Annotated in this window: 14 protein-coding genes; 12 read left to right on the top strand and 2 right to left on the bottom strand. The window is 66.8% G+C overall.

Annotated features, from left to right (window positions below; translation table 11 throughout):
• The first annotated feature begins 20 nt into the window (after positions 1–20).
• The 7 genes from ACK5F2_RS05535 (at position 21) to ACK5F2_RS05565 (ending at position 10,175) form a co-directional block, all read left to right on the top strand.
• On the top strand, positions 21–1,694 hold the full coding sequence (locus ACK5F2_RS05535; RefSeq protein WP_409863365.1) for a phosphoethanolamine transferase: 1,674 nt from the start codon (positions 21–23) through the stop codon (positions 1,692–1,694).
• Between the two features lie 73 nt (positions 1,695–1,767).
• Complete coding sequence (locus ACK5F2_RS05540) at positions 1,768–2,664, top strand: LysR family transcriptional regulator (RefSeq protein WP_409863366.1); 897 nt, start codon at positions 1,768–1,770, stop codon at positions 2,662–2,664.
• A gap of 47 nt (positions 2,665–2,711) precedes the next feature.
• The gene (locus tag ACK5F2_RS05545) at positions 2,712–3,617 is read left to right on the top strand and encodes a hypothetical protein (protein ID WP_409863367.1); all 906 of its coding nucleotides are present in this window, start codon (positions 2,712–2,714) and stop codon (positions 3,615–3,617) included.
• Between the two features lie 177 nt (positions 3,618–3,794).
• A complete protein-coding gene (gene groES, locus ACK5F2_RS05550; RefSeq protein ID WP_133603442.1) occupies positions 3,795–4,085 on the top strand; it encodes a co-chaperone GroES in 291 nt (96 codons plus the stop codon).
• Between the two features lie 54 nt (positions 4,086–4,139).
• Positions 4,140–5,777 carry a chaperonin GroEL gene (gene groL / locus ACK5F2_RS05555; protein ID WP_409863368.1) on the top strand — a complete coding sequence of 546 codons (1,638 nt, stop codon included), beginning with the start codon at positions 4,140–4,142 and terminating at the stop codon, positions 5,775–5,777.
• A 115-nt stretch (positions 5,778–5,892) separates the two neighbouring features.
• A complete protein-coding gene (locus tag ACK5F2_RS05560; RefSeq protein WP_409863369.1) occupies positions 5,893–7,899 on the top strand; it encodes a DUF1631 family protein in 2,007 nt (668 codons plus the stop codon).
• Positions 7,899–10,175, top strand: a complete 2,277-nt coding sequence (locus ACK5F2_RS05565) for a patatin-like phospholipase family protein (RefSeq protein ID WP_409863370.1) — start codon at positions 7,899–7,901, stop codon at positions 10,173–10,175. Before ACK5F2_RS05560 ends, ACK5F2_RS05565 begins: the two co-directional genes overlap by 1 nt.
• 50 nt (positions 10,176–10,225) lie before the next feature.
• Here the strand turns inward: ACK5F2_RS05565 and ACK5F2_RS05570 are convergent, their stop codons facing one another.
• Positions 10,226–11,131: an alpha/beta fold hydrolase gene (locus ACK5F2_RS05570; protein ID WP_409863371.1), complete on the bottom strand. Its 906-nt coding sequence runs from the start codon at positions 11,129–11,131 to the stop codon at positions 10,226–10,228.
• A gap of 54 nt (positions 11,132–11,185) precedes the next feature.
• Positions 11,186–11,944, bottom strand: coding sequence for a ribosome biogenesis GTP-binding protein YihA/YsxC (yihA, locus tag ACK5F2_RS05575; RefSeq protein ID WP_409863372.1), 759 nt, complete (start codon positions 11,942–11,944; stop codon positions 11,186–11,188).
• A gap of 66 nt (positions 11,945–12,010) precedes the next feature.
• Here yihA and ACK5F2_RS05580 point away from each other — a divergent pair, with 66 nt between their 5' ends.
• The 5 genes from ACK5F2_RS05580 (at position 12,011) to msrP (ending at position 18,105) form a co-directional block, all read left to right on the top strand.
• Positions 12,011–12,628 carry a c-type cytochrome gene (locus tag ACK5F2_RS05580; protein ID WP_409863373.1) on the top strand — a complete coding sequence of 206 codons (618 nt, stop codon included), beginning with the start codon at positions 12,011–12,013 and terminating at the stop codon, positions 12,626–12,628.
• 96 nt (positions 12,629–12,724) lie between these two features.
• A complete protein-coding gene (locus tag ACK5F2_RS05585) occupies positions 12,725–14,887 on the top strand; it encodes a cytochrome c biogenesis protein ResB (protein ID WP_409863374.1) in 2,163 nt (720 codons plus the stop codon).
• Positions 14,884–16,242 carry a c-type cytochrome biogenesis protein CcsB gene (ccsB, locus tag ACK5F2_RS05590; RefSeq protein WP_409863375.1) on the top strand — a complete coding sequence of 453 codons (1,359 nt, stop codon included), beginning with the start codon at positions 14,884–14,886 and terminating at the stop codon, positions 16,240–16,242. Before ACK5F2_RS05585 ends, ccsB begins: the two co-directional genes overlap by 4 nt.
• A gap of 38 nt (positions 16,243–16,280) precedes the next feature.
• Positions 16,281–17,078: a substrate-binding periplasmic protein gene (locus ACK5F2_RS05595; RefSeq protein WP_409863376.1), complete on the top strand. Its 798-nt coding sequence runs from the start codon at positions 16,281–16,283 to the stop codon at positions 17,076–17,078.
• A gap of 61 nt (positions 17,079–17,139) precedes the next feature.
• The gene (msrP, locus tag ACK5F2_RS05600) at positions 17,140–18,105 is read left to right on the top strand and encodes a protein-methionine-sulfoxide reductase catalytic subunit MsrP (protein WP_409863378.1); all 966 of its coding nucleotides are present in this window, start codon (positions 17,140–17,142) and stop codon (positions 18,103–18,105) included.
• The last annotated feature ends 1 nt before the right edge of the window (position 18,106 follow it).

Below are 18,106 nucleotides of genomic sequence, written 5' to 3' on the forward strand. Positions count from 1 at the left end.
CGCCTTTTGCTGCCCTTGTCATGTCCACACTCCTGCAAATACCGGCTCGGCTCTGGCAAAGCCCTGGGCACCTGGCTCTGCTGCTGATCCTGAGCCTGCTCGGCCTTGTGCTGCTGGGCCACGAAGGGCGCCGCAGCCTGCAAATGCTGGCCCTGGGCCTGCCCAGCCTGCTGTGGCTGCTCTGGCCACTGCGCCAGCGCCACTGGATCATGCTGCGCGCCTGGCTGGCGGGACTCACACTGTTCAGCTTTGCCTGTGACGCACTGGTACGCGCCTTCCTGCTGCGGCAGTACCAGGCGGCCCCGGACGGCGCACTGGTCATCACGGCAAGCGCCAATACCACGCCGCGCGAAGTCGTGGAATACCTGAGCAGCCTGGGACTCGGCCTGCTGCCCTCGCTGGCCCTTCTTCTGCCGGCCCTGCTGCTGCTGCCGCTCGTCCTGCGTCGCCATGCCTTGCTCAGCATGGCATCGACAGCCAGCCCTCTCATGACAAGGCGCGCCGGTCGCTGGCTGCTGCTGAGCGTGCTGCTGCTGTGCCTGCTGGGCTATCTCAGCAAGCCATGGCGCCGCCACCATCCCCTGCTGTTCTGGCCCAGCTGGGTGATGCAGATTGGCGAGCTTCGCCAGAGCTGGCGTGATCAGCAGGCGCAGCGGGAGCTGCTGCTCGCCAATGCCCACGCCGCCAAGCCGGTCGTGCAACTGAACGGGCCATCCACGGTGGTCCTGGTGCTAACCGACAGCGTCAATCGCGACAATATGAGCCTCTATGGCTATGAGCGCGCCACCACCCCCAAGCTCCAGGCGCTGAAGACCGAACTCGGCCCGCAGCTGCTGCAGCTGCGGCATGCCTGGTCGGTGGAGCCAGGAACCTTGGCCTCGCTGAGCGGCATCTTCAGCTTTGGCGAGCGAGCGCCTCATGACCCCGTCGGGAACACCCAGCACCTGCTGGCGCTGGCGCGGACTGCGGGCTACAAGATCTGGTGGATGAGTAACCACGACGATCTGGCGGTGGATCAGCAACACGCCCAGCTGGCCCACGAGCAGGAGATGATCAACCGCCAGCCGGGACGCGCCAGCGCCTCGCTGGACAGCGAACTGATCAGCGGCCTGCGCAGGGCCTTGGAGGATGCAAGCACTCAGCGCAAATTCATCGTCGTGCATTTGCTCGGCGCCCACCCGCATTACCGCCTGCGCAGCCCGCAGCTGCCCGATCGGGATCATGTCTTCGAGCATGCCAAGGACGAGGTGTACCAGCAGATGCAGATCCAGGATCGCCCTCTCTGGCTGCGCGAGTTGCGCCAGGACTACGACGCTGCACTGCACTACCACGACGGCGTCGTGGCCGAGACCCTGCGCTTGACCCGCGGCCTCGCCGCCCCCCGGGGGCATGCCGCCTGGATGTTCCTCTCCGACCACGGCCAGGAGGTGGGTCACAGCATCACGCATGCGGGTCACAGCCCCTCGACGCAGGCCGGCTACCGCATTCCCGCCCTGCTGTGGCGCCAGACGCCATCCTTTGATCAGGCGGCGGCTGAGCGCCCCTTCCGGGCCGACTGGGCCGCCTGGACACTGGCCGAGCTGCTCGGGCTGCAATGGCAGGGCCGCGATGCTGAGCGGGATGTGCTGAGCCCCCGCTATGCATGGCAAGCCCCCTCCCTGGGCGCGGCCACGCCTGAACGCTTCGACCGCTGACAGCCCCCTATGATGCGGTGACGCAGCCTCTTCCGAGCCCAGGGCAGCACTGCCAGGCTCGATCCACTCAGTCATGCTCAACTACCGCCATCTCTACTACTTCTGGGTCGTGGCCAAGGAGGGTGGCTTTGCCCGCGCGGCCGAGCGCCTGGACATGGCCATCCAGACCATCAGTGCCCAGGTCAAGGCGCTGGAGCAGGACCTGGGCCACCAACTGCTCAAGCCGGTGGGCCGCGGCGTGGGTGTGACCGAAGCCGGACAGGCCGTGCTGACCCGGGCGGAGGAAATCTTCCAGCTGGGTGCCCTGATTCCCGAAGAGGCGTCGGCGGCGGCCTCGGGTCAGTTTGTACGTCTGGCGGTGGGCATGTCGGATGGCCTGTCCAAGCTGGCTGCGCATCGCCTGCTGCAGCCCGTGCTGAACACGCCATCGCTGCGCCTGGTCTGCCATGAAGGCGAGGTGGAGCAACTGCTCAGCGAGCTGGCGATGCACCGGCTGGATGTGGTGCTGGCCTGCCAAGCGCCCACGCCGAACTCCAATCTGCGGCTGAGCAGCGAGCGCCTGATGGTCTCGCGTGTGGACTGGTACGGCCCCACGGCCCTGGTCAACCGCGCCCATGTCGAGGACTTCCCGGCCTGTCTGGGTCGCCTGCCCCTGCTGCTGCCCACCTCGCATGCCGCGCTGCGCGCGCGCATTGACCGCTGGCTTGAAGCCCGCGATATACAACCCCGCATCGTGGGCGAGTTTGAGGACAGCGCCCTGCTGAGCCTGTTTGCCGCCCAGGGTATGGGGGTGTTCCCGGTGACGGCCCTGGGGGCCGCAGATCTGGCCAGCATGCGCGGACTCAAGCTGCTGGGATGCAGCGACGGTCTGCATGAAGAGATCCACGCCATCCGCTCGCGGCGTGGCATGCACCACCCCCTCGTGGTTCGTATGCTGGAAGCGGCCCGCCATGAGGCCGCGCAGGATTAGCCCCATCGGCCCCTTGGACCCGAGGGATTGCGTGCAGAATCCGCAGCATGAACGGCCCGCTCATCACCCGCCATGACCTGGAACGCCGCCATGCAGCGCTTCAGGATCTGCGGCGCTATCTGGCGGAGCAAGAGCGAGACTTCGAGCGGCAGCGCCTGGGCCTGCAGGCGTTTGCCCGGCGCTACCAGGCGGCCGTGGGCGCGCTCTACCAGGAACTGGATGCGCTGGAGGCGCAGTTGCAGCGCAGCACCGAGGCCCTGCTGGGATCCCTGCTTCGTCAGGGCATAGAACTGGGGCTGCCTGAATCCAGCCCCCTCACTACCGGCCGGCTGCCCGAGGCCCAGCTGCCCCGCATGGCTCAGCTGGCGCGCCTGGAGGGCCTGCCGCCAGCCACCGCCCTGCCCCCCGTGCCGGTGGGCGTGGACATCGCTCAATGGGCGCCACCCACGCTCAAGATGCTGTACCGACGGGCCGCCATGCGCATACACCCCGACCGCGCGGCCAGCGATGCCGAGCGGCGTGAGCGCGAACAGCTGATGATGGCCGTGAACGCCGCCTACGCGGCCGGCGAGCGCTGGCGCCTGGAGGCCATGCTGGTGGCGGCGGGCGAGGATGTGCTCAAGGTCTGCGGCGGTCAGGCCCAGGCCTTGCGCAACTGGCTGGCTCATTGCGAGGACCTGGTGCAACAGCGTCTGCGCCTGGTCAACGACTATCTGGGGGCCCTCAGCGGCACCGGCATGTACCGGCTCTGGCGCAGCGTGGAGCAGGCCGAAGCCCGCGGCCTGGACCCGCTGGCCACCATGGTCATGCAGCTGCGCGCCCAGGTGGTCGAGCGCCGCAAGGAGCTCTACATCAGCAGCCGGCTCAAGCCGGACTCCAGCCTGGCCAGGGCCTTTCTGCACCAGCGGGCGGGCCGGCAGAGCGGCACGCCCAGCCGGACCGGCAGCTGCTGACCCCCTCTTGAAAGCCGCGGGCTCGCCCCTATAATCCTCCTGCTAGCACTCACCCAAGCCGAGTGCTAACGAATGAGCCAAGGCCTGTGAGCAGGCTGCGGACGGTATTCATGGCGAGCCGGGTCCGGTGCAAATCCGGGTCGGTCCGCCAGCCCCGAGAAATCTCAAGGAGATGTGATGAAACTGCGTCCTCTGCACGATCGCGTGATCGTTAAGCGCCTGGAAAACGAAACCAAGACCGCTTCCGGCATCGTCATCCCCGACAACGCCGCCGAGAAGCCCGACCAGGGCGAAGTGCTGGCCGTTGGTCCCGGCAAGCGCAATGACAAGGGCGATTTCGTGGCCCTGAACGTGGCTGTGGGCGACCGCGTCCTGTTCGGCAAGTACAGCGGCCAGTCCGTCAAGGTTGACGGCGAAGAGCTGCTGGTGATGCGCGAAGAGGATCTGTTCGCCGTTGTCGCCAAGTAAGCGACACACCGCACAGACCCCACTCATCTAGATACAGATTTCGGAGAAATAGACATGGCAGCAAAAGACGTTGTCTTCGGCGGCGAAGCCCGTGCTCGCATGGTCGAGGGTGTGAACATCCTGGCCAACGCCGTCAAGGTCACCCTGGGCCCCAAGGGCCGCAATGTGGTGCTGGAGCGCTCCTTCGGCGCCCCCACCGTCACCAAGGACGGTGTCTCGGTCGCCAAGGAGATCGAGCTCAAGGACAAGCTGCAGAACATGGGCGCCCAGATGGTCAAGGAAGTCGCTTCCAAGACCAGCGACAACGCCGGTGACGGCACCACCACCGCTACCGTGCTGGCCCAGGCCATCGTGCGCGAAGGCATGAAGTACGTGGCCGCCGGCATGAACCCGATGGACCTGAAGCGCGGCATCGACAAGGCTGTGCACGCCCTGGTCGCCGAGCTGAAGAAGGCTTCCAAGGCCACCACCACCTCCAAGGAAATCGCCCAGGTCGGCACCATCTCGGCCAACAGCGATGCTGACGTCGGCCAGATCATCGCCAACGCGATGGACAAGGTCGGCAAGGAAGGCGTGATCACCGTTGAAGACGGCAAGAGCCTGAACAACGAGCTGGATGTCGTCGAAGGCATGCAGTTCGACCGCGGCTACCTGTCGCCCTACTTCATCAACAACCCGGAAAAGCAAGCCGCGATCCTGGACAACCCCTTCGTGCTGCTGTACGACAAGAAGGTGTCCAACATCCGTGACCTGCTGCCCACGCTGGAAGCCGTGGCCAAGGCCGGTCGTCCGCTGCTGATCATTGCCGAGGAAGTCGAGGGCGAAGCCCTGGCAACCCTGGTGGTCAACACCATCCGCGGCATCCTGAAGGTCGTGGCCGTCAAGGCTCCGGGCTTCGGCGACCGTCGCAAGGCCATGCTGGAAGACATCGCCATCCTGACCGGCGGCAAGGTCATCGCTGAAGAAGTGGGCCTGAGCCTCGAGAAGGTGACCCTGGCTGACCTGGGCCAGGCCAAGCGCGTCGAAGTGGGCAAGGAAAACACCACCATCATCGACGGCAATGGCGCTGCTGGTGACATCGAAGCCCGCGTCAAGCAGATCCGCATCCAGATCGAGGAAGCCACCAGCGACTACGACCGCGAGAAGCTGCAAGAGCGCGTGGCCAAGCTGGCCGGCGGCGTGGCCGTCATCAAGGTTGGTGCTGCCACCGAAGTCGAGATGAAGGAAAAGAAGGCCCGCGTGGAAGACGCGCTGCACGCCACCCGTGCAGCCGTTGAAGAAGGCATCGTGGCCGGCGGTGGCGTGGCTCTGCTGCGCGCCAAGCAAGCGGCTGGCGCAATCAAGGGCGACAACGCTGACCAAGACGCCGGCATCAAGCTGGTGCTGAAGGCCATCGAAGCCCCGCTGCGCGAGATCGTCTACAACGCCGGTGGCGAAGCCTCCGTCGTCGTCAACGCCGTGCTGGCCGGTTCGGGCAACTACGGCTTCAATGCCGCCAACGACACCTATGGCGACATGATCGAAATGGGCATCCTGGATCCCACCAAGGTCACCCGCACCGCCCTGCAGAACGCCGCCTCCGTCGCGTCGCTGATGCTGACCACCGAGTGCATGGTTGCCGAGGCCCCGAAGGATGAGGCCGCTGCACCCGCCATGCCCGGCGGCATGGGCGGCATGGGCATGGACATGTAAGTCCCGCCCGAGCGACACCTCAAGACGCTCGAATGAAGGGGCCGCGCAAGCGGCCCCTTTTCTTTTTTTGTGCAGGCCCAGACCATAATTCGCCATCCCCTGCTTAGCCGCGTTCATGTCCTCGCCAGCCGCCCTCACTCAGACCTCCCTGATCGCCGACGCCCTGGCTCACCTGCCCATGCTGACCCGCCAGGTGCAGGACGGTATCCATGAGGCCATCAACGGCAACCCCCAGCACCGCCAGCTGCTGGAACCGTGGCAGCGCCATCGCCTTCGCTTCGTCGAGCATTTCGAGCAAGCCCTGACCCCGCTGCTAGCCGCCGGCGCCCGCGGCGAGGATCCCCTGCCACGCCGCACACCTCGTGGTCTGGACGAGCTGAGCCTGGTGGACGAGCGTCAGGCCCTGCACGATGTTTCCCTGGCCCAGGTGATTCAGGCCGTGGAAGACGGCAGCCGCAACGAGCTCTACCAGCTGGGCAATTTCTTCGCCGCCTTGCGCGGCACCGCGCGCGCCCGCAAGGACGACAACCCCCTGCGCCCCGGTGTCTTCGGTCATGCCCTGCAGCAGGCGCTGAGTTGGCCCGAACTGGATGCCGAGGGCCACTACGCCGTGATGCGCGTCGCCGCCCAGCCCCTGGCCAAGGCCCTGCAGCCGCTCTACACCACCCTGTGTGCCCAGCTGCGTGCCGCCGATCTGGCGCCGCTGATCGCCAGCCGCGGCCTGTCTCAGCAAAGTGCCGACCAGGAGCGCCTGCGCCGCGTCAGCAGGGCCTACGAAAACCTGCCAGGCGTGCATACGGAACCGGCAACACTGGACGGCCTGGCCCGTCGCGTCGACGCCTACAACTCGCGTCCCCAGTTGCTGGGAGCCCTCAGCGAGGGCAACGGACGCGATCTGCTGACCCGGCTCTATGACCAGATCCTGGCCGATCCGCGCCTGCTGCCGCCGGTCAAGGCCTTGCTGGCCCGGCTTCAGGTGGTCGTCGTCCGCCTGGCCGCCAGCGATCCCAGCCTGCTGCGTCGCCAGGATCATCCGACCTGGAAGCTGCTGAACCGGGTGGGTAGCCATGGGGCAGCCTTCGAGCGCGCCGACGAACCGCGCCTGCAAGACTTTCTGCGCTTCATGAACGCGTGCATTGACGAAGTCGCGGCCCAGCCCAGACCGGGCGCGGCGCAGTTCCAGGACTTGCTGGACCGCGTCGAAGCCTTCATCAGCCAGCAGGCCCGCCAGGGCGGGGAGCGCAGCTCGATCAAGCTGGCTGGCCTGGAGCGGGAGCGCCAGCGCGAGAGCTGGCTGCGCGTGCTGGCGGAGCAGATCCGTGACCAGCTGGCTGAAGCCCCCGAAGCTCGCACCAGCGCCCTGCTGCGCGAATTCCTGCGCAAGGACTGGACCCGGGTCATTGTCCAGGCCATGGTGGAACACGGACGCGACGCGCCGCAGGCCCAGGCCCGCATCGAGCTGGTCGATGCCCTGCTGGCGAGCCTGCGCCCCTTGCGCAACGAGGCGGAGCGCCAGGCCCTGCGGGCGCGGCTGCCGGCGCTGGTGCAGGCACTGAACCAGGGCTGCGAGTCAATTGCCCTGCCGGCAGCGCGCTGCAAGGCCCTGATGGACGAGCTCATGCATCTGCACGGCCGCTTGCTGCTGGGCCCGACAGGGCAGCCGCTGGCGCCGGAGCCGCAGCATGTGCCCCCCATGGATCCCGAGGCCCAGTTGCAGGCCCTGCTCAGCGAGCGGGAATCCCTGCAGGGTTCACGCTGGGCCCACGACGAGGTGGATCGCAGCCGCCTGCCCACGGTGCCGGTGGGGCTCTATTCCATGGCCGATGCCGCGGCGTCGCGCCAGGCCCTCAACCAATGGATCGCCGGCCTGAGCATAGGCCGCTGGTACCACCTCTTCGTGCAGAGCCAATGGACCACGGCTCAGCTGGCCTGGGTCAGCGACAGCCGGCAGTACTTCCTGTTTGTGGGGCAGGACGACGAGGAGCGGCACTCCCTCACCCGTGGCGCACTGGAGCACCTGCTCAGCCATGGCCTGATCACGGCCCTGGAGGACGAGGGCGATATCGTGCAGCGCGCCATGAGCACCCTGATGCAGGACCTGGACAGCGCGGGTCCCGCCTGATGTTGCGCCGCTTCGCTCTTTGCCTGCTGGCGCTGGCCCTGCCGGTCTGCGCGCAACAAGCCCTGGCCTCAGACCCCCCGCAGCTCGCCGGCTCGCGCGCGGCCGCGCTCCCGGGCGAACGCCCCCGCCTGGGCCTGGTGCTGTCTGGCGGCGGTGCGCGCGGACTGGCCCATGTGGGCGTGCTCAAGGTTCTCGAGCGCGAGCGCATCCCGGTGGATGTGATTGCGGGCACATCCATGGGCGCCATCATCGGGGGGCTTTACGCCAGCGGCATGAGTGCCAGCGCCATGGAACGCGAGCTTGCACCCCTGGAATGGGACCGCATATTCGCCAGCCGGGTGGAACGACAACATCTCTCCCAACGCCGCAAGGAAGAGGACTTCGAGTTTTCGCCGTTGGTAGAGATGGGCCTGAGAGACGGCGAGTTCCGCGTGCCCCAGGGCACCCTCTCTTCCCGAGGACTGGAGATGCTGCTGCGCCGCTACACCATGCCGGTGCGCAAGGTACAGAACTTCGATCAGCTGCCCATCCCCTTCCGCGCCGTGGCCACCGATATGGAGAGTGGGCAACAGGTCGTGATCGCCGACGGCGACCTGGCCCTGGCGCTGCGCTCCAGCATGAGCGTGCCCGGCCTGTTCTCACCGGTGGAGTGGAAGGAACGCATCCTCGGCGACGGGGGCTTGGTCAACAACCTGCCCGTGGACGTGGCCAGACGCCTGGGTGCTCAGCGACTCATTGCCGTCAATGTGGGCACCCCGCTGTCGGGGCGATCCAGCCTGAACTCCTTGGTGGGTGTGACCTCGCAGATGATCAACATCCTGACCGAGCAGAATGTCCAGCGCTCGCTGGCCAGCCTCTGGGAAGACGATGTGCTCATCACCCCCGACCTGGGCCAGCTCAGTTCGGCGGACTTCGACAAGAGCCGCGATCTGATTGAGCGGGGTGAGCGCGCCGCGCACGCCCTGGTCGAGCGGCTTCGCCACCTGGCCCTGAGCCCCGAGGCCTATGCACAGTGGCAAATGGAGCACCAGAGCCCACACCAGCGTGGCCAGGCGCCCCGCATCAAGGCCCTGGCTTTCGAGGGCAGTGGGGATACCCATCCGGAACGCCTTGCGGCGCAGCTCGAGAACCGTCCTGGGGCCGTATTCGATGCGGCCCGCGCCGAGCGGGACGCCCGGCTGCTGGCCTCCTCGGGCGACTATGTGCGGGTGGACTATCACCTCCAGGATCGCGCCGAGGGCGAGACCCTGGTGTTTGATATGGAAGACAAGCCCTGGGGGCCCAACTACTTCCGCATCGGCCTGAATCTGAGCACGGACTTCTCGGGCGACAGCAGCTTCAATCTGCGCATCAGCCACAACCGCCACTGGCTCACCGCCACGGGCACGGAGTGGCGCAACCAACTCAATCTGGGACAGACCCCCCGGTTCTACAGTGAGATCTATCAGCCCCTGACCCTGAAGGTGGGCACCTCGGCCGACTGGTTTGTGTCGAGCTGGGGCAAGGCGGAACGGCGCACGATCAGCCTGTACGACCCGATCAGTGCCAAAGGCTTTGCCCAGCTCTCGCGCACCTCAGGCACCGTTGGCCTGGACCTGGGTCAGCCCTGGGGTCGCTGGGGCGAGGTGCGGTTGGGCCTGGTGAGCGAGGCCTGGCGGGTCAGGGCCACCACGCTACTGGCCGAGCCGGCGCCCGGACAACTCGATGTGGTGTGGCGTGAGAGCGGTCTGCGTTTCAAGACCGTGGTCGACCAGCTGGACTTTGCCGACTTCCCTCAGTTCGGCTACCGCTTTACCGTGGAGGCGCTGAACGGCCATGTGCGCAGCGCCGGCCAGCCGCGCGAACGCTCGCGGCGCATCGAGTTCCAGGCGAGTGGCGCCTACAGCCTGGGGCCCAACACCTTCAATGCCCACCTGCGCCTGTTTGATGCCAAGCAGCCCGAGAACTCCATACAAGGCCCCTACACCCTGGGTGGCTTCCAGCAACTCTCAGGCTACAAGCCCGGGCAGCTGCTGGGCAACACCCTGATGTTCGCGCGCGTTGGCTACTACCGGCGCCTGACCGAGAAGCCCTTGCTGACGCGCGGCCTGTTCATCGGCGGATCACTTGAAGCAGGCAATGCCTGGAACTCGCGACGCGACGCCCGAGGCAGCGATCTGCGCCACGCCATGAGCCTGTTCATCGGGGCCGACACCGGTGTGGGACCGCTCTATCTGGGCCTGGGTCACGCACCCGAAGGCGGCACCGCGTTCTACCTCTTCATTGGCCGCCCCTGAGTCAGCTACCGCTATCGGACCCCTCCAAGCATCCCGTGGCTTGGGGACACTCAAGCCACGCTCGTCGACAGAAAAAGCTCGATCAAGTCGTGTACCAGCGCCGGCTGCTCGTGGACGATCCAATGGCCCGCGCCGGGTATCCGGTGCAGCTGCAGGCGGGGCACAAAGCGCTCCAAGCCGTCCAGCAGGCCGGGCAGCAGGGCCACATCGTCCAGGCCCCAGATCAGCTGGGTGGGCAGATTCACCGTCACGAACTCGGGCGCAAAGCTCAGGGCCATGGCGCCCGGATCCTCGGCCGTGGGCGGGCGCATGGGCGAGGCGCGGTAGTAGTTCAGCGGCCCCTGCAGGCCCTGACCCCAGAGCTCGCGATAGCGCTGGCGCTGGGCCTCGTCCAGCCAGGCTGGCGCCTGACCCTGGCGAGCAAAGAAGGGCCACAGACGCGCATAGTCGTTCTCGGCCAGCAGGCGCTCGGCATCGGGCCGGCACAGGAAGTTCATATAGGCGCTGGCCTCGCGCTGCGCCGGGTTGAGCTGCAGCTCGCGCAGAAAAGTGCCCGGATGCGGCGAGTTGAGGATCACCAGGCGGCGCATCAGCGCCGGCTGCTGGGCCGCCAGGTTCCAGGCCACGGCACCACCCCAGTCATGGGCGACCAGAGCCTCCAGCGGGCCCTCGCCCGTGGCCTGTGTCAGGCCGGCGATATCGGCCATCAGATGCCGGGCCCGGTAGGCCTGCACCGCCGCGGGCGCGCTGCTGCACTCATAGCCCCGCAGATTGGGTGCGATGCAACGCCAGCGCGGGGCGAGTCGCTGCATCAGCGCGTCCCAGACAAAAGCCCCTTCCGGAAAACCGTGCAGCAGCACCAGACGCGGCGCATCGCGCGGTCCGCAGGCGCGGCAGGACAGGCTGATGGGGCCGCTGCCGCTATCGGGCAGCTCCAGCGTGAAGGTCTCGATCATCCGGCGTCTCCCTGGCGTGGCGGCCAGTATGGGCCGCCCGCCGGAGCCGCCCTGTCAAGCCGGCGACAGGGGCGCGTCCGGTGCCTGCGCCGCATCGGAGGCCTCAACGGCCGCCGCCGGGCGCGGCGCATGGGCCCACTGGTGCAGGATATGGGCCACATCGGCCACGCCCTGCTTCTTCAGCGCCGAGAACAGGGTGATGGACACATCCGACTCCTCGGTGGCCATGGCACCCAGCTGCTCCTGGGTCTGACGCAGGGCGGCATCGGCCTCCTTGCGGTTGAGCTTGTCGGCCTTGGTCAGCACCACCAGCAGCTTGACCTCGCCGGTGGCGACGCGCCGCTGCACGAAGTCCAGCAGCTGCTGGTCCAGATCGGTGAGGCCCAGGCGCGAATCCACCATCAGCACCACGCCGGAGAGGCTGCGGCGGACTTCCAGGTAGTCGGCCATCACCTTCTGCCAGCGCTGCTTGGCATCGCGGTTCACCGCGGCATAGCCATAGCCGGGCAGGTCGGCAAAAAGCGCATCGGCCGCATCCTTGGGGCCCAGCTCGAACAAATTGATGTGCTGTGTTCGCCCAGGCGTTTTCGATGCGAACGCCAAGCGCTTTTGCTGCGCCAGCGTATTGATCGCCGTCGACTTCCCTGCATTTGATCGACCGACAAAGGCGATCTCGGGTAGCTCGGTGGGCGGTAGGTGGACCAATTGGCTGGCCGTGGTCAGGAAACGGGCCGTGTGGGTCCAACCCAACACCATCTTGTCATCGGGCTCGGCGGGGGCGCTCTGGGGCGCGATGCGGGTGTCGGGGTTCATCTCGGGGGGCCTTGTTAATTCGCCATTGTAAAATCTCGGAGTTGCGCTTACCCAACCCGAGAACACATGAAGACTGCTGCTATCTTGTTGTCTGGCTTCACTTTCGCTGCTGCAGCCCTGGCTAGCGGCGCGCCGGCGGCGGCCAAGCCGGATCTGGCCAAGGGCCAGGCCACGGCCACCCAGCTGTGTGCAGCTTGCCACACTGCGGACGGTTCCCGGGGTAGCCCGGCCAATCCCATTCTGCAGGGCCAGCACCCGGAATACCTGGCCAAGCAGCTGCACGAGTTCAAGGATGGCAAGCGCAAGAACGCAGTGATGCAGGGCATGGCTGCGACGCTGTCGGATGAGGACATCCGCAATGTCTCCGCCTTCTACGCCAGCAAGACCGCCAAGCCGGGCTTCGCCAAGAACAAGGAACTGGTCAGCCTGGGCGAGAAGATCTACCGCGGCGGCATTGCCGATCGCCAGATCCCGGCCTGCGCCAGCTGCCACACCCCCACGGGGGCCGGCATGCCTGCCCAGTACCCGCGCATTGGCGGACAGCACAGCGACTACACCGAGGCCCAGCTGAATGCCTTCCGCGCCGGCACCCGGGGCAACAATGCCCAGATGCTGGCCATCGCGGCCAAGATGAACGACCGCGAGATCAAGGCCGTGTCCGACTACATCGCCGGCCTGCGCTGAGCCACCCGCCCGATGTCCCGGGTCTGATCCGTACTTTCCAGCTGTTGTAAAAAGGCCGGCGCAACTCTGCCCGGCCTTTTTTGTTTGCCCGCACGAATGTCCGCTGCCGCCTCCGACACCCCTGCCGCCGCTCCGCCTCCCGCCGCCCCATCAGGCACCAGTGCTCCGCGCGGACGCCCCTGGCAAGACGCCTATGAGCTGCTGTCCTCGATGCGCTTTGCCATCGCGCTGCTCACCGTGATCTGCATCGCCTCGGTGATCGGCACCGTGGTCAAGCAGCGTGAGCCGCTGAACAACTATGTCAACCAGTTCGGCCCCTTCTGGGCCGAGCTCTACGGCAAGCTGGACCTCTACACGGTCTACAGCGCCTGGTGGTTCTTGCTGATCCTGGGCTTTCTGGTGCTGTCCACCAGCCTGTGCATCGCGCGCAACACGCCCAAGATCCTGGTCGATCTCAAGAGCTACAAGGAGGGGATCCGCGAGAGTGCGCTGCAGGCCTTTCATCACAAGGCCATCGGCCATCTGCCTCAGCCCGCGGAGCAGGCGCTGAACGAGGTCTCTGCCCTGCTGGAAGCCGAGGGCTGGAAGGCCAAGGCCCAGATCCGCGACAAGGGCACCATGGTGGCCGCCCGCAAGGGCGCGGCCAACAAGATCGGCTATCTGGCGGCCCATGGCGCCATCGTGCTCATCTGCCTGGGTGGCCTGCTGGACGGTGATCTGTTCGTGCGCGCCCTGATGTGGGCCCAGGGCAAGTCGGCCTACCAGGGCGGCGGCCTGGTCAGCGAGGTCAAGCCCGAGCATCGTCTTGCCGCCGACAACCCCAGCTTCCGCGGCAATCTGATGGTGCCGGAAGGCGGTCGGGCCGCCACCGCCATCCTCTCCATGCCCGATGGCGTGGTGCTGCAGGAGCTGCCCTTCGATGTGGAACTCAAGAAGTTCATCGTCGAGTACTACGCGACGGGCATGCCCAAGCTCTTCGCCAGCGAGATCGAGATCCGCGACCACGAGACCGGCAAAACCCATGCCGCCACGGTCAAGGTCAATGAGCCCGCCTATCACCGCGGCGTGGCCATCTACCAGAGCAGCTTCGACGACGGCGGTTCCCAGCTGCGCGTGCGCGCGGTGCCCCTGAGCGGTTCGGCGGCCCCCTTCGAGATCGAAGGCGTGGTGGGCGGCGCCACCACCCTGTCCAACGGCGACGAGAAGCTGAATCTCGAATTCAGCGGACTGCGGGTGATCAATGTGGAGAACATGGCCGCCCCCACGCCCAGCGGCACCGATGTGCGCAAGGTGGATCTGGTCGCCTCGGTCCAGGCCCATCTGGGCAGCGGGGCCAAGCCGCGCGGCGACAAGACGCTGCAGAACCTGGGCCCCTCCTTCAGCTACAAGCTGCGCGACGCGGCCGGTCAGGCCCGCGAGTTCAACAACTACATGGTGCCGGTGGAGCTCGATGGCCAGCGGGTCTTCCTGGCCGGTGTGCGCGACACCCCGGCCGAGGCCTTCCGCTATCTGCGCATCCCCGTGGACGAGCAGGGCGGCATGGACGGCTGGCTGCAGCTGCGCCAGGGTCTGGCTGACGCCGGCCTGCGCGAGCGCGCCGCACGCCGCTATGCCCAGCTGGCCACGCCGGACGACAAGCCGCAGATGGGCCCTCAGTTGCAAGCCACGGCGCTGCGCGCGCTGACCCTGTTTGCCGCCGCCGAGGCGCCCGCCACCGGGGCTTCTGGCCCGGACGGCAAAGCCCTGGGCGGCTTGCCGGCCCTGTCGCAGTTCATTGAGCGCGAGGTCCCGGAGGCCGAGCGCAGCCGCGTCTCCGAGGTGCTGCTGCGCATTCTCAATGGCAGCCTGTTCGAGCTCTACAAGCTGGTGCGCCAGCAGGCCGGCCCGCCGGTGCCCGAGGCGGGCAGCACCACGCAGGGCTTCATGACCCAGGCCGTCCTGTCGCTGTCAGACAGCATGTTCTACCCGGCGCCGGTGCTGCTGCAGCTGTCGGAGTTCAAGCAGATTCAGGCCAGCGTGTTCCAAGTGGCCCGAGCCCCCGGCCAGAGCCTCGTCTATCTGGGCGCCGTGTTGTTGACGATCGGGGTGTTCGCGATGCTGTACATCAAGGAACGCCGGCTGTGGATCTGGCTGGAGCCGGTTCACAATGGCGGCACCCGTGTGCGCATGGCCCTGTCCTGCACCCGGGCCTCGCCCGACACCGATACCGAGTTCGAGAACCTGAGCAAGGCCTTGTTGAAGGACGCCCCAGCATCATGAACACCGCCACCGCAAGCATCACCCTGGGTCGCCGCGGCTATTTCGCCCAGCGCGACTGGCAAGACTGGGCTTTTGCCCTGCTGGTCCTGGCCAGCGGCCTCTTCGCCTTCTGGCATTACCGCGGCTCCATGAATGGCTATGAGGAGGTCATCCTGGCCTGTTCCATGCCCTCCCTGGTCCTGCTGGGCTGGTTCTGGAAGCCGCTGCGCCTGCTCAGCGTGCTGGTGGGCGCGACCAGCGTCCTGGCCATCCAGCTCTATCTGGGCAAGACCGACGACTTCGGCGCCGACCTCGCGGCCGCCGAGCAGGTCTTCCTGCTCAAGTACCTGCTGTCCAGCCAGAGTGCCATCCTGTGGATGAGCCTGCTCTTCTTCATGAGCACGCTCTTCTACTGGGGCGGCTTCTTCAAGGGCGAAGGTCAGGACAGCGCGGCCGAGGCCATTGGCTCGCGCCTGGCCTGGGGCGCGGTCTTCATGGCCCTGGTAGGCACCATGGTGCGCTGGTTCGAGAGCCACCAGATCGCGGCCGACATCGGCCATATTCCGGTGAGCAATCTCTACGAAGTCTTCGTGATGTTCGCCTGGCTGACGGCACTGATGTACCTGTACTACGAGCAGCGCTTCAAGACGCGCGCGCTGGGCGCCTATGTGATGCTGATCATCAGCGCCTCGGTGGCCTTCCTGCTCTGGTACACGGTGGCCCGCGGCGCCCACGAGATCCAGCCCCTGGTGCCGGCCCTGCAGAGCTGGTGGATGAAGATCCATGTGCCGGCCAACTTCGTGGGCTATGGCACTTTTGCCATGGCCGCCATGGTGGCTCTGGCCTATCTGCTCAAGGCCGCCTCGCAGCGCGCCCTGCTGGTGGGCCTGATCGGCATTCCGGCGGCGCTGATCCTGATGATCCTGGCCGTGCGTTTCGGCGCCAGCGGGCTGTCTGCCGAAACGGTATCCGGCCTGGACGGCTGGGCGCGCAAGATGGGTGGGGTGCTGATCTTCTTTGCCCTGTGCGTGGCCCTGCGCACCAAGCTCACCGCCCGGCTGCCGGCCCTGACCCTGCTCGACGACCTGATGTACAAGGCCATCGCCCTGGGCTTTGCCTTCTTCACCATCGCCACCATCCTGGGCGCCTTCTGGGCGGCCGAGGCCTGGGGCGGCTACTGGAGCTGGGACCCCAAGGAGACCTGGGCCCTGATCGTCTGGCTCAACTATGCGGCCTGGCTGCATATGCGCCTGATGAAGGGCCTGCGCGGTCAGGTGGCCTCCTGGTGGGCCTTGGTGGGCCTGCTGGTCACCACCTTCGCCTTCCTGGGCGTCAATATGTTCCTCTCGGGCCTGCATTCCTACGGCGAGCTCTGATCGCGGCAATACGGCTGATGCGCCACTGCCTGCCGGTCTTGCTGTTCGTCCTCGCGCTCTTGCGCCCGGATATGGCCGCGGCACGGGTGGTGCAGATCGCAACCGGCGAGCTGCCGCCCTATGCCACCGAAAGCCGCGCCGACAAGGGAGTGGCGCTGCAGATCGTGCGACGCGCCTTTGCCCTGGCGGGGCATGAGGTTCGCTTTCACTTCATGCCCTGGTCGCGGGCCCAGCTGGAGACCAAGGCTGGCCTCTGGGATGCCTCGGCCTACTGGGGTGCCAGCGACCAGCGTCGGCGCGACTTTCTGCTCAGCGACACCGTGCTGGTGGAGCAGTGGCAGCTGGTCTCGCTGCGCGAGATCAAGCTCGATTGGCAAAGGCTGGAGGACCTCGGCTCCTGGCGCATCGGCGTGATCCGGGACTACACCTACACGCCTGAATTCTGGCGCCTGGTACAGGCGGGGCGCTTGCAGACCGACAACACCACCGATGATTTGGCCGGCCTGCGCAAGCTGCTGCTGCGCCGCATCGATGTGCTGCCCATCGAGCGCAATGTGGCCTGCGATCTGCTGGCGCGTCACTTCAGCCCGGCCGAGGCCGCGCAGCTGGCCATCCATCCACGCCTCTTGACCGATAGCTTTACGACCCATCTGCTGCTGCCGCCCCAGCTGCCACGCAGCCAGGTCTTGCTGCAGGACTTCAACCGCGGTCTGCGCCAGCTGATCAGCTCCGGCGAGCATGCCCGCATCATGACCAGCGTCAGCTGCCCCCTGGGCTGGGCACCGCGCCCCGCCGCGCAAGACCCTGCCGCCACAGGCCCACGCCAGACACCGTAAGCTTTTGGCCGCTACCGCGACTGATGAGTTGCATCAGCCGCCCGCCCCAGGAGCTCTCGAAATGTCCTTCCTCATCCGCAGCCACGATCCCACGCAGCCCACCCCCAGCGAGATCACCCCGCAGCCGATCTACCAGGGGCGACGCGAGTGGCTGCAGGGCCTGGCCGCCGGAGCGGCCCTGGCCGCCTGGCCGGCGCGCGAGGCCCTGGCCCAGACGCGGCTCGCGGCAACACGCAGCGCCCTGCCAGGCGCCCTGACCATGGAGAAGCAGACCTCGCGTCAGGACGCCACCAGCTACAACAACTTCTACGAATTCGGCACCGACAAGGCCGACCCCGCCCAGCGCGCCCACACCCTCAGGACCAGCCCTTGGAGCGTGGCCGTGGAAGGCGAGATCGCCAAACCCGGCGTCTACGATCTGGACAGCCTGCTCAAGCTCGCCCCCATGGAAGAGCGCATCTATCGCCTGCGCTGCGTGGAGGGCTGGTCCATGGTCATTCCCTGGATCGGCTACTCGCTGGCCGAGCTGATCCGCAAAGTGGAGCCCAACTCCCGCGCCAAGTATGTGGAGTTCACCACCCTGGCCGACAAGGCACAGATGCCGGGTCTTCGCTCGGGCGTGCTGGACTGGCCCTATGTGGAAGGCCTGCGCATGGATGAAGCCATGCATCCTCTGACCTTGCTGAGCTTCGGCATGTATGGTGAGGTCATGCCCAAGCAGAACGGCGCGCCGCTGCGCTTGGTCGCGCCCTGGAAGTACGGTTTCAAGTCGGCCAAGTCCCTGGTGCGCATCCGCTTTGTCGAGAAGCAGCCCGTCTCCAGCTGGACCCGCGCCGCGCCCCAGGAATACGGCTTCTTCTCCAATGTGAACCCGCAGGTGGATCACCCACGCTGGAGTCAGGCCACCGAGCGCCGCATCGGTGAGGACGGCCTGTTCGCCAAGAAACGCCCCACCCTGATGTTCAACGGCTACGAGGCCCAGGTGGGTCAGCTCTATGCCGGTATGGACCTGAAGAAGCTGTACTGAG

Source organism: Roseateles sp. (genome assembly GCF_046300915.1).
GTDB lineage: Bacteria > Pseudomonadota > Gammaproteobacteria > Burkholderiales > Burkholderiaceae_C > Kinneretia.